This window comes from Flavonifractor sp. An91, from assembly GCF_002159225.1.
GTDB lineage: Bacteria > Bacillota > Clostridia > Oscillospirales > Oscillospiraceae > Flavonifractor > Flavonifractor avicola.
Window position 1 is genome coordinate 42,646 of record NZ_NFHA01000016.1, and the last position, 16,377, is coordinate 59,022.

Annotated in this window: 14 protein-coding genes; 6 read left to right on the forward strand and 8 right to left on the reverse strand. The window is 61.7% G+C overall.

Annotated elements, in window-relative coordinates; genetic code table 11:
- Nucleotides 1-16: 16 nt before the first annotated feature.
- Both tnpA and B5G42_RS10355 read right to left on the reverse strand, forming a co-directional pair.
- Nucleotides 17-493 carry an IS200/IS605 family transposase gene (tnpA, locus tag B5G42_RS10350; RefSeq protein ID WP_206404945.1) on the reverse strand — a complete coding sequence of 159 codons (477 nt, stop codon included), beginning with the start codon at nt 491-493 and terminating at the stop codon, nt 17-19.
- A 204-nt stretch (nt 494-697) separates the two neighbouring features.
- Nucleotides 698-1,792 carry an aldose epimerase family protein gene (locus B5G42_RS10355; RefSeq protein ID WP_206406180.1) on the reverse strand — a complete coding sequence of 365 codons (1,095 nt, stop codon included), beginning with the start codon at nt 1,790-1,792 and terminating at the stop codon, nt 698-700.
- A 201-nt stretch (nt 1,793-1,993) separates the two neighbouring features.
- On the opposite strand from B5G42_RS10355, the gene B5G42_RS10360 reads away from it, so the two are divergent.
- Complete coding sequence (locus tag B5G42_RS10360) at nt 1,994-2,440, forward strand: hypothetical protein (RefSeq protein WP_087269922.1); 447 nt, start codon at nt 1,994-1,996, stop codon at nt 2,438-2,440.
- Nucleotides 2,441-2,510: 70 nt separating this feature from the next.
- On the opposite strand, the gene B5G42_RS10365 is transcribed toward B5G42_RS10360, so the two are convergent.
- The 4 genes from B5G42_RS10365 to B5G42_RS10380 form a co-directional block, all read right to left on the reverse strand.
- Nucleotides 2,511-5,192 (reverse strand): S-layer homology domain-containing protein, encoded by a 2,682-nt coding sequence (locus tag B5G42_RS10365; protein WP_162611077.1) that lies wholly within the window; start codon nt 5,190-5,192, stop codon nt 2,511-2,513.
- 198 nt (nt 5,193-5,390) lie between these two features.
- Complete coding sequence (locus B5G42_RS10370) at nt 5,391-6,797, reverse strand: Sapep family Mn(2+)-dependent dipeptidase (RefSeq protein WP_087269928.1); 1,407 nt, start codon at nt 6,795-6,797, stop codon at nt 5,391-5,393.
- A gap of 5 nt (nt 6,798-6,802) precedes the next feature.
- Entirely contained in the window at nt 6,803-7,456 is a 654-nt protein-coding gene (locus B5G42_RS10375; RefSeq protein ID WP_087189213.1) for a helix-turn-helix transcriptional regulator, read from the reverse strand.
- A gap of 67 nt (nt 7,457-7,523) precedes the next feature.
- Nucleotides 7,524-8,168, reverse strand: a complete 645-nt coding sequence (locus B5G42_RS10380; protein WP_087269931.1) for an L-fuculose-phosphate aldolase — start codon at nt 8,166-8,168, stop codon at nt 7,524-7,526.
- A gap of 127 nt (nt 8,169-8,295) precedes the next feature.
- Here B5G42_RS10380 and B5G42_RS10385 point away from each other — a divergent pair, with 127 nt between their 5' ends.
- The 5 genes from B5G42_RS10385 to B5G42_RS10405 all read left to right on the forward strand — a co-directional run bounded on the left by B5G42_RS10385 (nt 8,296) and on the right by B5G42_RS10405 (nt 14,281).
- Complete coding sequence (locus B5G42_RS10385; protein ID WP_087269933.1) at nt 8,296-9,498, forward strand: ATP-binding protein; 1,203 nt, start codon at nt 8,296-8,298, stop codon at nt 9,496-9,498.
- A gap of 34 nt (nt 9,499-9,532) precedes the next feature.
- Nucleotides 9,533-10,894, forward strand: coding sequence for a TraB/GumN family protein (locus B5G42_RS10390; RefSeq protein ID WP_087269936.1), 1,362 nt, complete (start codon nt 9,533-9,535; stop codon nt 10,892-10,894).
- A gap of 28 nt (nt 10,895-10,922) precedes the next feature.
- On the forward strand, nt 10,923-12,194 hold the full coding sequence (locus tag B5G42_RS10395) for an amidohydrolase family protein (protein ID WP_087269939.1): 1,272 nt from the start codon (nt 10,923-10,925) through the stop codon (nt 12,192-12,194).
- Nucleotides 12,195-12,317: 123 nt separating this feature from the next.
- Entirely contained in the window at nt 12,318-12,824 is a 507-nt protein-coding gene (locus B5G42_RS10400) for an RNA polymerase sigma factor (RefSeq protein WP_242961199.1), read from the forward strand.
- Nucleotides 12,821-14,281, forward strand: a complete 1,461-nt coding sequence (locus tag B5G42_RS10405; protein WP_087269945.1) for a serpin family protein — start codon at nt 12,821-12,823, stop codon at nt 14,279-14,281. The genes B5G42_RS10400 and B5G42_RS10405 overlap by 4 nt, the downstream gene beginning before the upstream one ends.
- Before the next feature lie 39 nt (nt 14,282-14,320).
- Here the strand turns inward: B5G42_RS10405 and B5G42_RS10410 are convergent, their stop codons facing one another.
- Both B5G42_RS10410 and B5G42_RS10415 read right to left on the reverse strand, forming a co-directional pair.
- The gene (locus B5G42_RS10410) at nt 14,321-15,430 is read right to left on the reverse strand and encodes a phosphotransferase enzyme family protein (RefSeq protein ID WP_087269948.1); all 1,110 of its coding nucleotides are present in this window, start codon (nt 15,428-15,430) and stop codon (nt 14,321-14,323) included.
- Complete coding sequence (locus B5G42_RS10415) at nt 15,417-16,361, reverse strand: nucleotidyltransferase family protein (protein WP_087269950.1); 945 nt, start codon at nt 16,359-16,361, stop codon at nt 15,417-15,419. Before B5G42_RS10415 ends, B5G42_RS10410 begins: the two co-directional genes overlap by 14 nt.
- Nucleotides 16,362-16,377: the final 16 nt, after the last annotated feature.

Genomic DNA, 16,377 nt, shown 5'->3' on the forward strand with positions numbered 1-16,377 from the left:
CCTTAAGGGGTTCCTTTTATGCCTTCTTGTTCTCGCGACCCGTAAACGGGTCAACAAACTCTTTCAGTCCTATCTGGTCTGCGATTTGATCCGATGCCAGTTGGTTTCGGATATACTCTGCTATTTGCTTCTTATTGCGTCCCACTGTATCCACATAATATCCTCTGGCCCAAAAGTGTCGATTCCCATACTTATATTTCAGATTTGCATGCCGATCAAATATCATCAGACTACTCTTTCCTTTCAGGTACCCCATAATCTGTGATACGCTGTACTTGGGCGGTATGCTTATCAGCATGTGTATATGGTCTGGGCATGCTCTGGCTTCTATAATTTCTACCCCCTTTTGCTGGCATAGTTTCCTCAGTATCACTCCTATATCCTGTTTTATCTGGCCATATATCTCCATCCTCCGGTATTTCGGCGCAAAGACGATGTGATATTGACATCTCCAGCTTGTATGCTCTAAACTACTTATGTCTTTATCTTTCACGATGAAGGCCTCCCTGTTATCGTAGTTGTGTGGTCGGCAAACCACTCCTACCTTATCAGGGAGTTTTTTACTTTTCTACTTTCCTCCTCGCTATAAGCTATTTTTTACCCCCGGCATAGCCGGGGGTTGACTTTGGTACCACCAACGCAAAAGAGCCGGCCTGCCAATGGGGCAGACCGGCTCTTTTTATTTCGTCCACCCGGATTATATGGTAGCCAGCCGGTAGGTGGTGGTGTGGCGGTACTCCTCCCCCGCCCGCAGGATGGGGCTTGGGAAGCCCTGGTGGTGGATGGCGTCGGGCCAGCCCTGGGTCTCCAGGCAGAAGGCCGACCGGGGCCCGTACACCGCCCCGTCCTTGCCGGACACGCCGTCCAGATAGTTGGCGGTGTAGAGCTGGAGGCCGCACTGGGTGGTGTAGCACTCCAGGCACAGCCCGCCGCCCATGACCCGGGCGGCCAGCCCCAGAGGGGCATTGGGCTGGGTCCGCAGCACAAAGTTGTGGTCGTAGCCGTTGCCCACCGTCAGCTGGGGATGCTGCATGGCCAGTCCCTGCAGGAACGCCCGGGGGAAACGGAGGTCAAAGGGGGTGCCCTCCACCGCCAGCAGGGAGCCGGTGGGGGTGCTGTCGGCGTCGTTCTCGGTGATGGCGCTGGCATACACCTGGACCCGCTGTCCCTCCAGGGACCCAAAGTTGTGGCCCATCAAATTGAAGTAGCTGTGGTTGGTCAGGTTACACAGGGTATCCTTGTCGCTCTTGGCCCAGTAGTCCAGGGAGAGCACGCCGTCGGCGGTGAGGTCGTAGCTCACCCGCACCTCCAGGGTGCCGGGGAAGCCCTCCTCCCCGTCGGGGCTGGTGTGGGAGAGCACCAGCCTGCCCTCCCGGACCGCCGCCTCCCACACGGCCTCATGAAAGCCGTGAACACCGCCATGGAGGCAGTTGGGGCCGTTGTTGGCGGCCAGGGGGTAATGGACCCCGTTCAGGTCAAAGGAGGCGCCGCCGATGCGGTTGGCCACCCGGCCCACCAGGGCGCCGAAGTATTTGTCCTGCTTCTCATAGTCGGCCAGCGTGTCGCACCCCAGCACCACGTCTCTGTCCTCCACCATAAAGCTGCGGAGGATGCCGCCATAGGTGAGGATCTTGGCCGTATAGCTGCCCGCCTGGGCGGTCCACTGTTCCACTTCCTTGCCCCCGGCTGTGACGCCGAAAGGTTCTCTTGTCCAGTCTGCCATGGTTCCACCTTTCTCCCGGCCGAAGCGGGCCTCCCCTTCCTGTGAGCAAAGCCCGTTCTGCCTGATCATTCCACTCCATATCCGGTCCCGTTCCCGGGACAGCCTTACAGGAAATGATAACATATTTTGCGTCCCATGCCAATAGCCAGACGCTCCGCAAGGGCACTCCTTGCCGGCAGTCTGCCAGTTGTTTTTTGCCTGTGCAACAGATCGCCGTCTGGCGCTGTTGATGGATCATAACGGTCCAAGCAAAAACAAGGAGGAATGTGCATGGCAAGCTATACGGAACATTATCAGCTGCACCAGTGGAAACCGTCGGACCCCTTCCTGCGGACAGACTTCAACCAGGACTTTGGCAAGGTGGATGAGGCCCTTTTCCAGCTGGCTTCCCAAAAATACGGCGAGGACAAAAAGGTCTTTGTCCTGGGCAGTTATATCGGGGACGGCGGCACGGGGCTGCAGAATATCCCCCTTGCCTTTCAGCCGTCGCTGCTGTATCTGTTCAACTGCGATCCCACGGGTGACCATTATATTTATAAATTCGCCCTGGGTACCGGGGAGATCCAATGTGCATTTGATAACACCGGCAGTACCTGGGTCCGAGAGGGGATTTTTTATATGACCCCCTCGGGATTTCAAATCAATGGTGATGCTTTCTCCCAAGGACGCGGATTTAACACTGCAGGGGTCACCTATCACTATATCGCCTTTCGTTAAAAAAGCGGCCCCGCTCCAGAGGAGCGGGGCCGCTGCTATAAAGTGTCAGTTGTTCTGACGGGACCGCTTTTTAGCCGCCGATGACGGTAGAAGTGGTCAGAGTCTCGCCGCCCACGGTCACAACAACGTAGTACACCTGATCGTTGCTGGTGTTCTTGATGGCCTCGACAGTCTTGGCACCGTTAGCCAGGGTGTTCTCACCAGCGCTGACCTCAATGGCGGTGTCCTTATTAGCGCCAAGCTTGAAAGCAAACACCTTGTAGGTGAACTTGGCATTGTCAGAGTCGTTGGTGCTCTTCACAGTCAGCTTCAGAGTGGAAGAGACATCCTGATCCTTGGCCAGGGACACGCTGTAGGTGTCGCCCACGCCGGGGCCGATGGGGCCCTCGTCGGTCACGCCGTAGAAGATAGCGACGACCTCGCCGTTCTTCACGATGGCGGTCACGGTAGCGTTCTTGGCCACGTCAGCCAGAGCGCCAGTCTCGATCTTGTCCTTGGTGGTGACAGCGTACAGCTCCACCTCGGAGGACAGAGCGTAGTTGGTGCCACCGATGCCGATGATACCGTCCTTGGCCTCAGCGGTGACCTGCTTATCCTTCAGGGCATAGTTGTCGCCCTTATCGGTGGTGTAGGGCACGCAGGCAGCGGTATCCAGGATCTCATTGTCCTTGTCGGCGTAGGAGATGCTGCTGTACAGCACGTCCTTGCTGTCGTTACCGGTAATCTCCTTGTTCATCTTAACAGTGGTGATCTCGCCGTTGACAACAGCCTTGTACTCCCAGTAGGTACCGGCATCGCTGTCGTTGACCTTAACGCCAGCCTTGGAGGCCAGGACGTAGACGATGTCCTTGGAGCTGGTGGCAACACCGGAGACAAACACAATAGTGGCAACATCGCCGCTCTTGCAGAACACGGTGTAGGTGCCGTTGCTGCTGTTCATGCTGGGCACGTTGGCGTAGCCGGTGTAGGTGGCATAGGTGGCCTTGCTGTCGGTGCCGGACTGCACAATGAAGATGGTCTTGCTGTTGGCGTACTTGGTATTACCGCTACCGCTACCAAAGGTCATGGCGGACTCGCCCTTCTTGATCTCCACCTTACCGGTAGCGTGCTCAGCCACATGCTTCAGAGTGTAGAGATCCTTGGAGTCCTTGGTGTACTCCACGATATCGCCCTTCAGATTATCCAGATTGCCCTTCTTATCGTCAAAGCCGCTGCCGGTCAGCTTGTCGCCGTCCACGGTGACCTCGGTCTGAGTGCCGTCGGCCAGGACCAGCTTGGCATAGTAGTTGTCCTCGTTGCTGTAGATGCCCTTGCTGGCGCCAGTGTCAACCACATAGGCGTAGTCGCTGGAAGCCTTGGAGACATCTACCTTCATGACATAGCCGTAGCTGTCCAGATACAGGTCCAGAACGCTGTCAACCTTCACGTCATCGGAGAAGGTCACGTTGCTGTTGAACTTGTAGGTGGTGCCGTCAGCCACAAAGCTGGAGGTGCCGTTAACGCGAGTAACCTCAACGCCCTCGACCTTCTCAGCCAGAGCCATGCTCTGAATGACGCCGTCAGCCTTGGTGTAGAGGACCACGTCGTCCTTAGCGAAGTTCTCGGTCTCGTACTTCATGCCGTCCACGGTGACATAGGCCTTCTCGTCACCCTTGGCAGCGGTAACCTTGGAGACCTCACCCACATAGGTGTTGATCACAACCAGGGTCACGTTGTTCTTGTCGTCAGCGTAAGCATTGACAACAATGCCCTTGCCGCCGATCTTGTCGGTGGTGTTACCCTTCTGGATGGTGAAGGTGCCCTCGGTCTTGCCGTCCTTAATCACGTCGGCCTTCACAGTGGTGTCCAGACCCAGGTCGGAGTACAGCTCCTTGGACTGCACTTCCTCGCTGTAGGTGGCATCGGCAGCCTGAGCATAGGTACCCACAACCTTGTTCTTGTAGGTCCACTTGCTGGCGGGAGCGCCAAAGTCATCGTTGGAGTTCTCGTTCAGCTTCAGATCGGTGAAGTACTTCTCACAGAACTGCTGATACTCGTCGTTGCCGGAAGTCTTGTAGCCGGACTTGCTGGAAGCAGCAATCTTCTCAGCGCTGGCGTTCTGGTTGATGGTGATGTCACCCACAGTAACGCTGCCCTTGCCATCGTACTTCACCATGTCGGCCTTCAGGGTCTCGAAAGCCATCTGAGCAGCGTCCTGACGGGACAGGTTATCGGTCAGCACCAGGCCGGAGGGAACGATGCCCGCAGCAATGGCGTCGGTGGCCACATTGATAACCCACTCGTTGTCCACGTACTTCTCGATCTTGGCATCATAGCCCAGAGCAACCAGCAGCATCTTGGCGAAAGCAGCGCCGGTCAGCTTGCCCTCGGGGAAGAAGTTGCCGTTGCCGTCGCCGGCCAGGATGCCCAGGTTCACACAGTAGCCGATGTAGGGAGCGGACCAACGATCAGCAGCCACGTCCTTAAAGACGGCGGAGTTGGTGGTCAGCTTCTCAGCAGCGTCGGAGCCAAGCAGCATATAGGTGATGATCTTTGCAGCCTGCTCGCGGGTCAGAATGGTGTTGGGCTGGAAGTCGCCCTTATCGCCGCCCTCGAGAATACCGAGAGCAACCATAACGTCGACAGCCTCAACATTCTTGATCTCACTGGCATCAGTGAAATCCTTGCTCGCAGCGCCGGCGCCCACGACCATCATGCCCATCAGCATAACAGCGGCCAGAGCCAGGCTGAGAGTCCTCTTGAGGTTTCTCATTTGGAATTCCTCCTTATTTGATTTGACCATGAGGAGGGAACATCCTGCGAGTTTTTCAAGAACAGGCTGTGCTGCAAGGCTTTCCACTTTTTTAACCGGCTACTGGTAGCCAGCGGGTAGCCGTCAGGTAGCCACAAAAAAGGCCGAAATCCCCTGTTTGGAGATTTCGGCCTTTTTGACCCAATCAATGGATTTCCATCAGCCGCACAGGTCAATGATGGCCTGAGCGAAGATCTTGGCGGCGGTGAGCTGGTCGGCAATGCAGGTGTGCTCGTCGGCGCCGTGCATATTGCCATTGAAGCCGGGCATGGCGCAGCCGAAGGCCACGCCGCCGGGGATATCGTGGACGTAGGTGCCGCCGCCGATGGCCAGGCACTCCCCCTTCCGGCCACTGTACTGCTCGTAGCACTTGAGCAGAGTGCTGACCAGCGGGGTATCGGCGGGGGTATAATGGGGGGCCTGCATCCCACCCTCGGCAGTAAAGCCGAACTTGGCGAAGGCAGCCTCAGTCACGGCCTTACAGTTATCCTCATTGGCACACACCGGCACCCGGCTGTCAAACTGGCCGGACAGTCCGGTGTCGTTCAGCTCCAGCAGGGAGAAGGCCAGGGTCAGAGGACCGGACATCTCGTCGGCCTGGGCAATGCCCAGAGCCTTACCGGCGCAGTCCCCGTGGGGGAAGAGGGCGTTGAGGGCATGGAGGGCAGCGGTGGAACCCACCTTGGCCAGGGGCAGAGCGCACAGCAGATGGATCAGGCCGGTGATGGCGTTGACACCCTCCTCCGGGGTGGAGGCGTGGGCGCCCTTGCCCTTGCACAGGATGTGCAGGTCATCCCCCCGCTCGGTAAGCACATAGGTGACGCCGGTCTCAGCAGCAGCCTTGTCGCAGTAGGGCTGAGCCGCTTCGGCGGACAGGCCGGCCACCACGCACTCCGCCTCGGGAGGCAGCACGTTGATGCGGAAGCCGCCGTGGAACTCCTTCACCCGGGGGGTGGCGCTCTCCGCCGCCCAGGTCTTGGTGAATACCGGCTTGTAGCTGCCCTTCTCCAGGTTGATGACGGGGAACTCGCCGTCGGGGGAGAAGGTGCAGGGGGCGTAGGGCTCCTTACTATAATAATAGGCGATATCCTCAGAGCCGCTCTCCTCGTCGGTGCCCAGCAGCAGCCGGACATTCTTCTTCAGGGGTACACCCAGGTCCTTGACGGCCTGCATGGCCAGCAGCACGGCGGCCACCGGGCCCTTGTCGTCGTCGGTGCCCCGGCCGTACAGCATCCCGTCTACCTCGATGGGCTCATAGGGCTCCGTCACCGTCCAGCCGGTGCCCTCCCCCACCACGTCCAGGTGGCACAGGATGTGCAGCTGGGTCTCCTGATCGTTGAAGTCCACAGTGCCTACATAGTTATCGTAGTTCTTGACGGAGAAGCCCAGCTCCTCCGCCAGTTTCAGGCCCTCCGCCAGGGCGGCGGCGGGGCCTGGGCCAAAGGGCATCCCGGGCTGGGCCTCCTCCCGGACGCTGCGGATACGCACCAGCCGGGAAATGGCCTCCACCAGCTGCTGCCGGCGGGCCGGGTCGTCAAAATAGGCGTTGATTTGATCCTGATACATGGAACTTATTCCTCCTTGGGTTCTTCATCTCCGCCGGCGGCGCCGGTCAGCTCCCCCAGGTACTTGTACACCGTATACCGGGACACCTGGAGCCGCTTGGCCACAAAGGGCACCGACTTGCGGAAGGAAAAGGCGTTTTTCTGGTCCAACAGGGCAATGATCTTCATCCGGTCCCGCTTGGTCAATACATTCACCGGCTTGCCCACCGCCGCCAGACACTCCTCGAAGATCTGGGTCAGCTGACCCTCCCCGCCGTGCCACATGGCGCTTTGCAGGTCGGCCTCGGCGCTCATCAGGTCCACCAGAATGCGGTTGGCATAGACCAGAGAGCTGTAGTCAAAGTTGATGCCCAGGGCCAGGTTGAAGTCCTCCCCGATGAGGTGGAAGGTACTGCTCTTGATCTGCTGGCCCGAGGGGGTGGTGGCGTAGAGGTTGACGAAATCGGTGACCAAGGCGTCCTGGTCCAGCTCCTTGGCGGTGCCCAGGATGTCCATGGTGGAGCCTACCGTCCGGCCGGATACATGGCCGTTATAAATGGATAAAATGGGGTGCCTGGGGTCCCCCATGTCGTGGACCAGCGTCTCGCAGGTGGAGCCAAACATCTCCGCGATCCCCCGGGCGGTCCGGTCCAGAAATTCAAAGGCTTCCTCCCGATCCATTGGTTCACTTCCTTCTCTCTTGGTTTCCAGTCCAGATTGTACTCTGAACCGGGCTAAAATGCAAGGCTCAGGCCTGGCGGTAGCTCTGGAACTTACCCAGCACCGCCTCCAGCTCCTCCGGAGTCAGGTTCACGCCGCCCCCGGCCTGCCTGGTGTAGTAGTACACCTTGGCCAGAAACTCCAGCTGCTGGGCGGCGTCAAAGGCGAAGGACAGGCTGCCCCCCACCGCCAGCAGGCCGTGATTGCCCAGCAGGCAGGCGTTGTACTCCTCCTTCATCCCCTCCCAGGCCGCCTCGGCCAGCTCCAGAGAGCCGAAGGGATAGTAGGGGATGCAGGGCACCTGCCGCCCGGCGTAGGCCACCAGATAGTGGACCGGCTCAATATTCCAGCGCAGGCAGGAGAGCACCGTAGCGAAGGTGGAGTGGGTGTGGACCACCCCATTTACATCCTGCCGCCGCTGGTAAAACAGCCGGTGGAGGTCCAGTTCGCTGGAGGGCTTGCGCTTGCCCTCCACCACCTTGCCCTCCAGGTCAGTCACCACCACGTCCTCCGGGGTGGTGGCAAAATAGTCCATACCGGAGGGGCTGATGGCCATGAGGCCGCTCTCCCGGTCAAAGACGCTGAGGTTGCCGAAGGTTCCGTCGGTGAGGCCGGTGGTGACCAGCTTTTTGCCGTACTCCACCACCTGCTCCCGCTGCTCCTGTAACAGCATAAACAAGACTTCCTTTCTCCATGCTCGTTTCCTCAAGCATACGGAAAACCGGAGCGCAAGTCAAGCCTTTGCATTGACAGCAGGGCCACCCGCGCATAAAATGGATACAGACAAGGAGGCACCCATTATGACAACGGAAACCCTGCGCTTCGCCCTGGGGGGCGTGGCCGCTTATCGACATATTCTGGACACCCCTGAGCTGGGTCTGGTACGCACGCTGCTGGACAAGCTGGCCGGAGGGGACGCTGCCGGCGCGGCGGAGGCCTACGCCAGTCTCTTCTATACCCTGCGGGAGGGCCGGTATCCCGGCCTGGGGGACTGGCTGTACGACCAGCTGCGCTATACCGAGTCCCCCTACGCCCGGCTGGCCGAGGAGGGCGGGTCAGACCCCGCCCTGGAGGAGGCCGCCCGCCGGGACGTGGCCATCTTCGCCCAGCTGTGTGAGCTGGACTGCGGGCAGCTCATCGCCGCCATGGCCCGGAAGGCCGACCCCGCCCTGCTGCCGGTGCTGGAGGGCCTGCCCCGGTGGCCCGCCGGCTGTCCCTTCACCTTTGAGGGGCTCACCGATTTCTACCGTGCCCACGGCTCCGGCCTCTTCGCCCGCAGCCGTGCCTTCCTGTGGGAGGACGGCCAGCTCTTCCCGGTGGAGGAGCCCGACTGTCCCGGCCCCGACGAGATGCTGGGCTACGAGCTCCAGCGGGACCAGGTCATTGCCAACACCCGGGCCATGCTGGAGGGTCACCACGTCAACAACGTGCTGCTCTTCGGCGACAGCGGCACCGGCAAGTCGGCCACGGTGAAGAGCCTGCTCTCCCAGCCCGGCTTTGAGGACCTGCGGCTCATCGAGGTACAGAAGGAGGGGCTGGCCGATCTGCCCCGGCTCATCCGGAAGCTGGGCGGGCGGCGGCTCAAGTTCATCCTGTTTATCGACGATCTGGCCTTCGATCAGGACGACACCACCTATTCTGTCATGAAAACCATCCTGGAGGGCGGTCTGGAGCGCCGTCCCGCCAACGTGGCCATCTACGCCACCTCCAACCGCCGCCATCTGGTGCGGCAGACCTTCTCCGACCGGGCGGGGGACGAGGTGGACGCCAGCGAGACCATCCAGGAAAAGACCTCTCTGGCCGAGCGGTTCGGCCTGCGTATCCCCTATCTGGCCCTGAACAAGGCTGAATTCCTGGACCTGGTGGAAAAAATGGCCGTTCTGTACGGCGTGACCATGGACCGGGAGACCCTCCGCACCGGCGCCGACCGCTGGGAGATGAGACATCCCGGCCGAACCCCCAGAACCGCTAAACAGTACATCGCCAGCCTCAGTCTGGCATAAACACAGTGCCCCGTACAAGGAAAGGAGCATCTCTATGAGACGGAATCTGTTGAAAAAAGCACTGGCCGGTCTGCTCTCCGCCGCTCTGCTGGTCCTCCCCACGCTGGCGGCGGAGCCTCAGCAGCCCTCCTCCTGGGCGGTAAGCCAGCTGGCCGACAGCTACGCCCTGGGTCTGGTGGACGATAACTACACCACCTATATCCAGAGCCCGGTGACCATGGAGCAGTTGGAGTCCATGACCAAGGTAGTGGCCGACAAGCTGGCCCTGCTGGAGCTGGAACCCCGGACGGCAGACGCCGTGGGCCTGGTGGTAGACACCACCCGGGGCGGCGTGATGAACGCCCTGTATCAAGAGGCGGCCACTTATGACCTGCCCGGCGTGGAGGAGGGCCCGGAGGCCTTTCTGACCGGGCTGGGCGTGGTCCAGGGAGACGGCGCAAGCCTGGCCCAGGAGCGCACCTGCACCTATCAGGAGGCCATGGTCATGGCCAACCGGCTGATTCTGGCCATCTATGACGGGCAGGACGCCGGCTCCAAGGGCCTGCTGTGGAAGGCCACCAACGGGGATAATACCCTGTATCTGCTGGGCACCATACATCTGGACCGGGACAACGTCTATCCCCTCCACAAGTCCCTCCGGGACGCCATTCAGGCCTCCGAGGAGGTCATCTTTGAGCTGGATCTCAACGACCAGGAGGGTATCGCCCTGCTTCAGAGCCTCCAGACCTATCAGGATGGCACCACTCTGGCCGACCACATCAGCCCCGAGCTCTATCAGCGGGTACAGGCCGCCGCTGCCGCCCTGGGCATGGCCCCCAACGGGCTGGACGCCTATAAGCCCTGGGCTCTGGCCTCCACCTTCTCCACCCTGTCCATGCAGGACGACACCACCGGCAGCAACGCCATGGCCATTGACCTCTATGTGAACGCCGCCGCCGTCAATTCCGGCAAGGCCATCGGCGCGGTGGAGACCTACGCCTTCCAGGGCGGCATCTTTGACGGTCTCTCCCCCGAGTATCAGGAGTCTTATCTGGACTCCGCTCTGGCTGGTTTTGAGGCCACCCTGTCCGGCGCCGCCACTTCCCCCGAGATCGACGAGGCGCTCCAGGCACAGGAGGAGATGCTCTCCGCCATGTTCGCCGCCTGGAAGGACCGGGACCCGGAGGCCTTCTCCAAGGTCTATGACAAGGCCGCCATTATCAACAGCACCGACGAGCTCAACTCCAAGCTGTTCACCCAGCGGGACCCCGGCATGATTGAGGCCGCCGCAGGCTATCTGGAGACCGAGGGGAGCCACACCTACTTTATGGCAGTGGGTGCGGGCCACATGGTGGACCCCGGCGGTATTGTCAGCGGGCTGAAAGAGCTGGGCTATACTGTGGAACTGGTGCCCTAAACTCCGCTAATCCCGAAAGGAGTACCATATGATCCTGAAAGGAACCTTCCTCCACACCCCTGCTTTGGGAGAACTGGAGGTACGCCAAAATGCCTATCTGGTCTCTGAAGGCGAAACCATTGTGGGGCTGTACGACACCCTGCCCCCGCAGTACGCCGCCCAGCCGGTGGAGGACTGGGGGGACGCCCTGATCATCCCTGCCTTTACCGACCTGCATATCCACGCCCCCCAGATCATTAACCGGGGCATCGGCTACGACAAGGAGCTGCTGCCCTGGCTGGAGACCTATACCTTCCCGGCGGAGGCCCGCTTTGCCGATTCTTCCTTTGCCGACCGGGCGTGGAAGGCCTTCCTCAACCATCTGTGGGCGGTGGGCACCCTGCGCTTTGCCGCCTTTGCCACCATCCACAAGGACGCGGCCTGGCGTCTTATGGAGCTGTCCGAGGCCTCCGGCCTCCGGGGCCTCATCGGCAAGGTGAACATGGACCGCAACTCCCCGGACGACCTGCGGGAGGACACCGACGCCTCCCTGGCAGACACCGAGGAGCTGATCTGCCGCAGCCGGGAAGCGCTGCGCCGCACCGGCTTCATCCTCACCCCCCGGTTCGTCCCCTCCACCACGGCCAGGCTGATGGACGGTCTGGGCCGACTGGGCGAGAAGTATGATCTGCCCATCCAGTCCCACCTGTCGGAGAACCCCAGCGAGGTGGCCTGGGTAGCCCAGCTCCACCCGGATATCCCCACCTACACCCAGGTGTATGAGCACTTCGGCCTGCTGCGGCAGGACAAGACCATCATGGCCCACGCCATCCACCTGTCCGACGGGGAGAAGGCCCTGCTCCGGGACAAGGGGGTCATGCTGGCCCACTGCGCCCTGTCCAACACCAACCTGTCCAGCGGCATCATGCCTCTGCGGCAGGATCTGGGGCAGGGGCTGCGCTGCTGCGTGGCCAGCGACGTGGCCGGTGGCCACACCGCCAACGTGAGCCGCAGCGTAACCGCCACGGTGCAGGCCTCCAAGCTGAACTGGCTCAACCACCCCGACCAGGCCCCCCTCTCCCTGACGGAAGCCTTCTATCTGGCCACCCGGGGCGCGGGCTCCTTCTTCGGTCAGGTAGGGGCCTTCCTGCCCGGCTTCGAATTTGACGCCCTGGTGCTCCGCCCCTCCGCTCTGGATGCCCTGGTGGAGCGCACTCCCTTCGAGCGGCTGGAGCAGTTCCTCTATGACGGGGACGACCGGAACATCGCCGCCCGCTACTGCGCCGGGGAGTTGATTTCTCAGCCTTTCCCTCAGATCTGAATAAAAGGGGCCTGCCAGCGGCAGGCCCCTTTTTCCCATAAAAATTAGTTCTGACTGTAACCTTTCCCCCTCCCAACTCGCTGACAGGGGTGAAAGGCCTTTTCACCAGCCCACAGGAGAGGAGTGAGTACCGTGGAGGACGCCCAGATTGTGACCTTATTTCTGACCCGGGACGAGGGAGGCATCCGGGCGGCATCGGACAAGTACGGCAGCCGCCTGCGGCAGCTGGGCTTCCGGCTGCTGCCCGACCGGCTGACGGTGGAGGAGTGCGAAAACGACGCCTACCTGCTGGCCTGGGACAGCATTCCGCCCCACCAGCCCAGAGACTACCTCTTTCCCTTCCTGGCCCGGCTCACCGCTCTCACTCAGGAGCTGGAGGACTGCCTCCCCGGCCCTGACCACACCCAGGCGCTTGTGGACGCGCTGGCCCTGGGCGAGAGCCTGAACGCCTTCCTCAAAGCCCTGCCCGAGGAGCCCCGGAACCTTTTCCTGCGGCGGTACTGGTTCTTTGACCCCATCGCCGCCATCGCCCGGCGATACGGGCTCACCCAGAGCAAGGTGAAAACCACCCTGTTCCGCACCCGGCAGCGGCTGCGGGACCACCTGACCAAGGAGGGATTTACGGTATGAAAGCGGATGATCTGCTGGACAGCCTGGAGCACGTAGACCCGGAGCTGGTGGCTCAGGCAGACAAACCGCCCCAAAAAGCGCCTCACCGCCGCCCCCTGTGGATGGGGCTTACCGCCGTGGCGGCAGCCGCCGCCATCGTCATCGGCATTGTGCTGTGGCCCGGAGGCAGCCCTTTGACAGGCCAGGCCTCCGCCCTGGCGGTGGCGGAGTATCCGGACATGGCCCCCTACCCCAACGAGATGGACTATCTCAACCCCGACGGTTCCCTGGATTCCGACCGCTGGAGCGCCGACTACGACACCTGGCGGACCAGCCAAAAGGCCCAGCTGAACCAGCCCGAGGGCTATGACAGCGGGCTGGAGGGATACTATACCGCTACCCTGCGCCAGTTCCTGGGGGGCAGTGGGACAGAAAACAAGGTGTGCTCCCCCCTGAACATCTACTTCGCTCTGGGGATGCTGGCAGAACTCACCGACGGCAGCAGCCGCCAGCAGATCCTGGACCTGCTGGGGCAGGACAGCATCGACACCCTGCGGGCCCAGGCCAGGGCCCTATGGAACGCCAACTACAGCGACGACGGGATGCTGACCAGCGTGCTGGCCTCCTCCCTGTGGCTCAATGAGGATGTACCCTTTAACCAGTCCACCCTGGACACCCTGGCGGACACCTACTACGCCTCCTCCTACCAGGGGGAGATGGGCTCCGCCGAGCTGGACCAGGCCCTGCAAACGTGGCTCAACGACCAGACCGGCGGGCTGCTGAAGGAGGCGGCAGGCCAGATGAGCCTGGACCCGGAGACCGTGCTGGCCCTGGCCACCACCGTCTATTACCAGGGCCGGTGGTCCCAGGAGTTCAACCCGGACAACACCGCCCCCGACACGTTCCACGCCCCCGACGGGGACGTAAAGTGCGACTTCATGCACAGCTCCTCCTCCAACAACTACTGCTGGGGGGATCAGTTCTCCGCCGTGGGGAAGTCCGTGCTGTACGGCGGTACCCTGTGGATGGTCCTGCCCGACGAAGGGGTGAGCGTAGATCAGCTGCTGGACGACCCGGAGGTCATGGAGTTCCTGCTCTCCAACGGGGAATGGGAAAACCAGAAGTACCTCAGAGTCAACCTGTCCATGCCCAAATTTGACGTGTCCGGCCAGCTGGATCTGATTGAGGGATTGCAGGCCATGGGGATCACCGACGTGTTTGACCCGGCGGTGTCCGACTTCACTCCCATGACGGAAGCTGTGGAGGACATTTCTGTCACTCAGGCCACCCACGCCGCCCGGGTGGCGGTGGATGAGGAGGGCGTCACCGCCGCCGCCTTCACCGTGATGGCCGCGGCCGGCGGGGCCATGCCGCCGGAGGATCAGGTGGACTTCACCCTGGACCGGCCCTTCCTCTTTGTCCTCACCAGCGCCGCCGGCCAGCCCCTCTTTGCCGGAGTAGTCAACCAGCCCGCATAAAAAACGAGGCGCCTTCCCAGAAGGAAGGCGCCTCATTTCTTATCGATATTTATCTACCGCGGAGCACATCTTGTCCCAGCAGGCCTCCATATCGGCCACCAGCTTGAACTGGGTGCGGCACCGGTCCAGGTTCTGGCCGGGCCGGTGGATACGGAAGTATTTGTCCCCCTCCAGGTAGTCGGTGAGGAAGCGGATGCCGCACTCCAGGGTGATGAGCCGGGCGCCCCAGGGCAGGTAGTCCAGCTCCGCGGGGGTGAGGGCCCCGTCGGCCCCCTCCAGAAAACCCTGGGTGTAGGCATCAAACAGGTTCAGGTCGAAGTGGACCTTGTTCATGTCCCGCTCGTCCTCGTCACAGTGGTTGGCACCGAACCGGATGGAGTCGCCGAAGTCGTTGACCGACAGGCCGGGCATCACGGTATCCAGGTCGATGACGCACACCGCCTCGCCGGTCTTGCGGTCCATCAGCACATTGTTCAGCTTGGTGTCGTTGTGGGTGACCCGCAGGGGCAGCTCTCCCCGCCGCAGGGCCTCCAGCACCACGGAACAGTCGGCCTCCCGGGCGGCTACAAAGTCCAGCTCGGGGCCTACCTCCTTCACTCGTCCCACAGGATCGGCGGCCACCACTTCCTTCAGCCGGGCCAGCCGGGCCTCGGTGTCGTGGAAGTGGGGGATGGTCTCGTACAAAGTCTCCGCCGGGTAGTCCTTCAGCATCCGCTGGAACTTGCCGAAGGCCCGGGCCGAGGCGGCAAACCGCTCCGGCGTCTCGGCGGACTGGAGGCACATGGTGTCCTCCAGGAAGGGGTACACCCGCCAGGCGCCCCCCTCGGGGTCGGTATGGTAGTAGCTGCCGTCCCGGGCGATGCACAGGGAGAGGGTCTCCCGCTCCGGATCGCCCCCCTCGGCGGCAATCTCCTTTTTCAGGTAGTTGGTGACCCCCGCAATGTTGGCCATCACCTGTTCCGGGTGGTGGAAGGCGTTGCGGGAGATCCGCTGGAGGATAAACCGGCGGCAGGGGTCCTCCCCCGGCTGGGTGTGGACGCAGAAGGTGTCGTTGATGTGGCCGGAGCCAAACCGCACCGCGCCCACCACTTCTCCTCCAAAGTCAAAGGCATTCAGGGCCTCCTGTAAGTACTGCTCAGCAGGCGCCATGGTCGCACACACCCCACAGATCGTCGGGATAGAGGCCCGCCTCGGTCATGGCCTTTACCGCAGCCACCACCACCGGCTTGTCCTCCCGGTAGGTGACGCCGTACCACTTGTCGGCGCTGCGGAGCACCTTCACCCGGGCCTTGCCCTCCTCCAGCAGCTGAGTCACCACGCTGGGCAGGAAGTACTCCCCCTTCTCCGGATTTTCCGCCAGGGCCTTGTCCAGGAAGGCGGGGAACCGGGCTTGCGCCTCGGTGAGGAAGCTGCGGGTAAAGCCCCACAGATTCATGGATACGATGGTATCGCCGCTGAGGTGGGTCCAGGTCTGGCCGTCGTCCTCGGTATAGCGGGCGTCCGCCCCGTCCTTCTCAATGTGGGTGTGCTCCACTACCTCTTTCAGGTAGTGGTCCCCCTCCTCGGCGCACACGCCCCGGGCCACATGGCCGTGCTCGGTGACGGTGTTGCCCAGGCGGTAGCCCACCATGGCGTACTCATAGCAGCCGGGCTGGTCGGGATGGCTCTCCAGGTACTGATAGATCTCCCGGAAAGCCTGGGGGCCGTAGTAGTCGTCGGAGTTGATGACGGCGAAGGGACCGTCCACCACCTGACCGACGGCCAGCACCGCGTGGCAGGTGCCCCAGGGCTTCACCCGGCCGGCGGGCACAGCGTAGCCCTCGGGCAGGTCGTCCAGCTCCTGATAGGCGTACTTTACGTCGATTACTTTGCTGAGCCGGTCGCCTATGGCGGCCTTGAAGGTATCCTCGATCTGGTGCTTGATGACAAACACCACGGTCTCAAATCCGGCCCGCCGGGCGTCATAGATGGAATAATCAATGATCATCTGGCCGTGGCTCCCCACGGGGTCGATCTGCTTGAGCCCGCCGTAGCGGCTGCCCATGCCCGCCGCCATGACCACAAGAACAGGCTTGTTCATGCCTCTGTTTCCTTCC

Coding starts and splice junctions, on each gene's coding strand:
- B5G42_RS10360 (WP_087269922.1), top strand. CDS start 1,994: ATGGCAAGCTATACGGAACATTATCAGCTGCACCAGTGGAAACCGTCG.
- B5G42_RS10375 (WP_087189213.1), bottom strand. CDS start 7,456: ATGGATCGGGAGGAAGCCTTTGAATTTCTGGACCGGACCGCCCGGGGG.
- B5G42_RS10365 (WP_162611077.1), bottom strand. CDS start 5,192: ATGAGAAACCTCAAGAGGACTCTCAGCCTGGCTCTGGCCGCTGTTATG.
- B5G42_RS10370 (WP_087269928.1), bottom strand. CDS start 6,797: ATGTATCAGGATCAAATCAACGCCTATTTTGACGACCCGGCCCGCCGG.
- B5G42_RS10395 (WP_087269939.1), top strand. CDS start 10,923: ATGATCCTGAAAGGAACCTTCCTCCACACCCCTGCTTTGGGAGAACTG.
- B5G42_RS10385 (WP_087269933.1), top strand. CDS start 8,296: ATGACAACGGAAACCCTGCGCTTCGCCCTGGGGGGCGTGGCCGCTTAT.
- B5G42_RS10415 (WP_087269950.1), bottom strand. CDS start 16,361: ATGAACAAGCCTGTTCTTGTGGTCATGGCGGCGGGCATGGGCAGCCGC.
- B5G42_RS10410 (WP_087269948.1), bottom strand. CDS start 15,430: ATGGCGCCTGCTGAGCAGTACTTACAGGAGGCCCTGAATGCCTTTGAC.
- B5G42_RS10390 (WP_087269936.1), top strand. CDS start 9,533: ATGAGACGGAATCTGTTGAAAAAAGCACTGGCCGGTCTGCTCTCCGCC.
- B5G42_RS10355 (WP_206406180.1), bottom strand. CDS start 1,792: ATGATCAGGCAGAACGGGCTTTGCTCACAGGAAGGGGAGGCCCGCTTC.
- B5G42_RS10405 (WP_087269945.1), top strand. CDS start 12,821: ATGAAAGCGGATGATCTGCTGGACAGCCTGGAGCACGTAGACCCGGAG.
- B5G42_RS10380 (WP_087269931.1), bottom strand. CDS start 8,168: ATGCTGTTACAGGAGCAGCGGGAGCAGGTGGTGGAGTACGGCAAAAAG.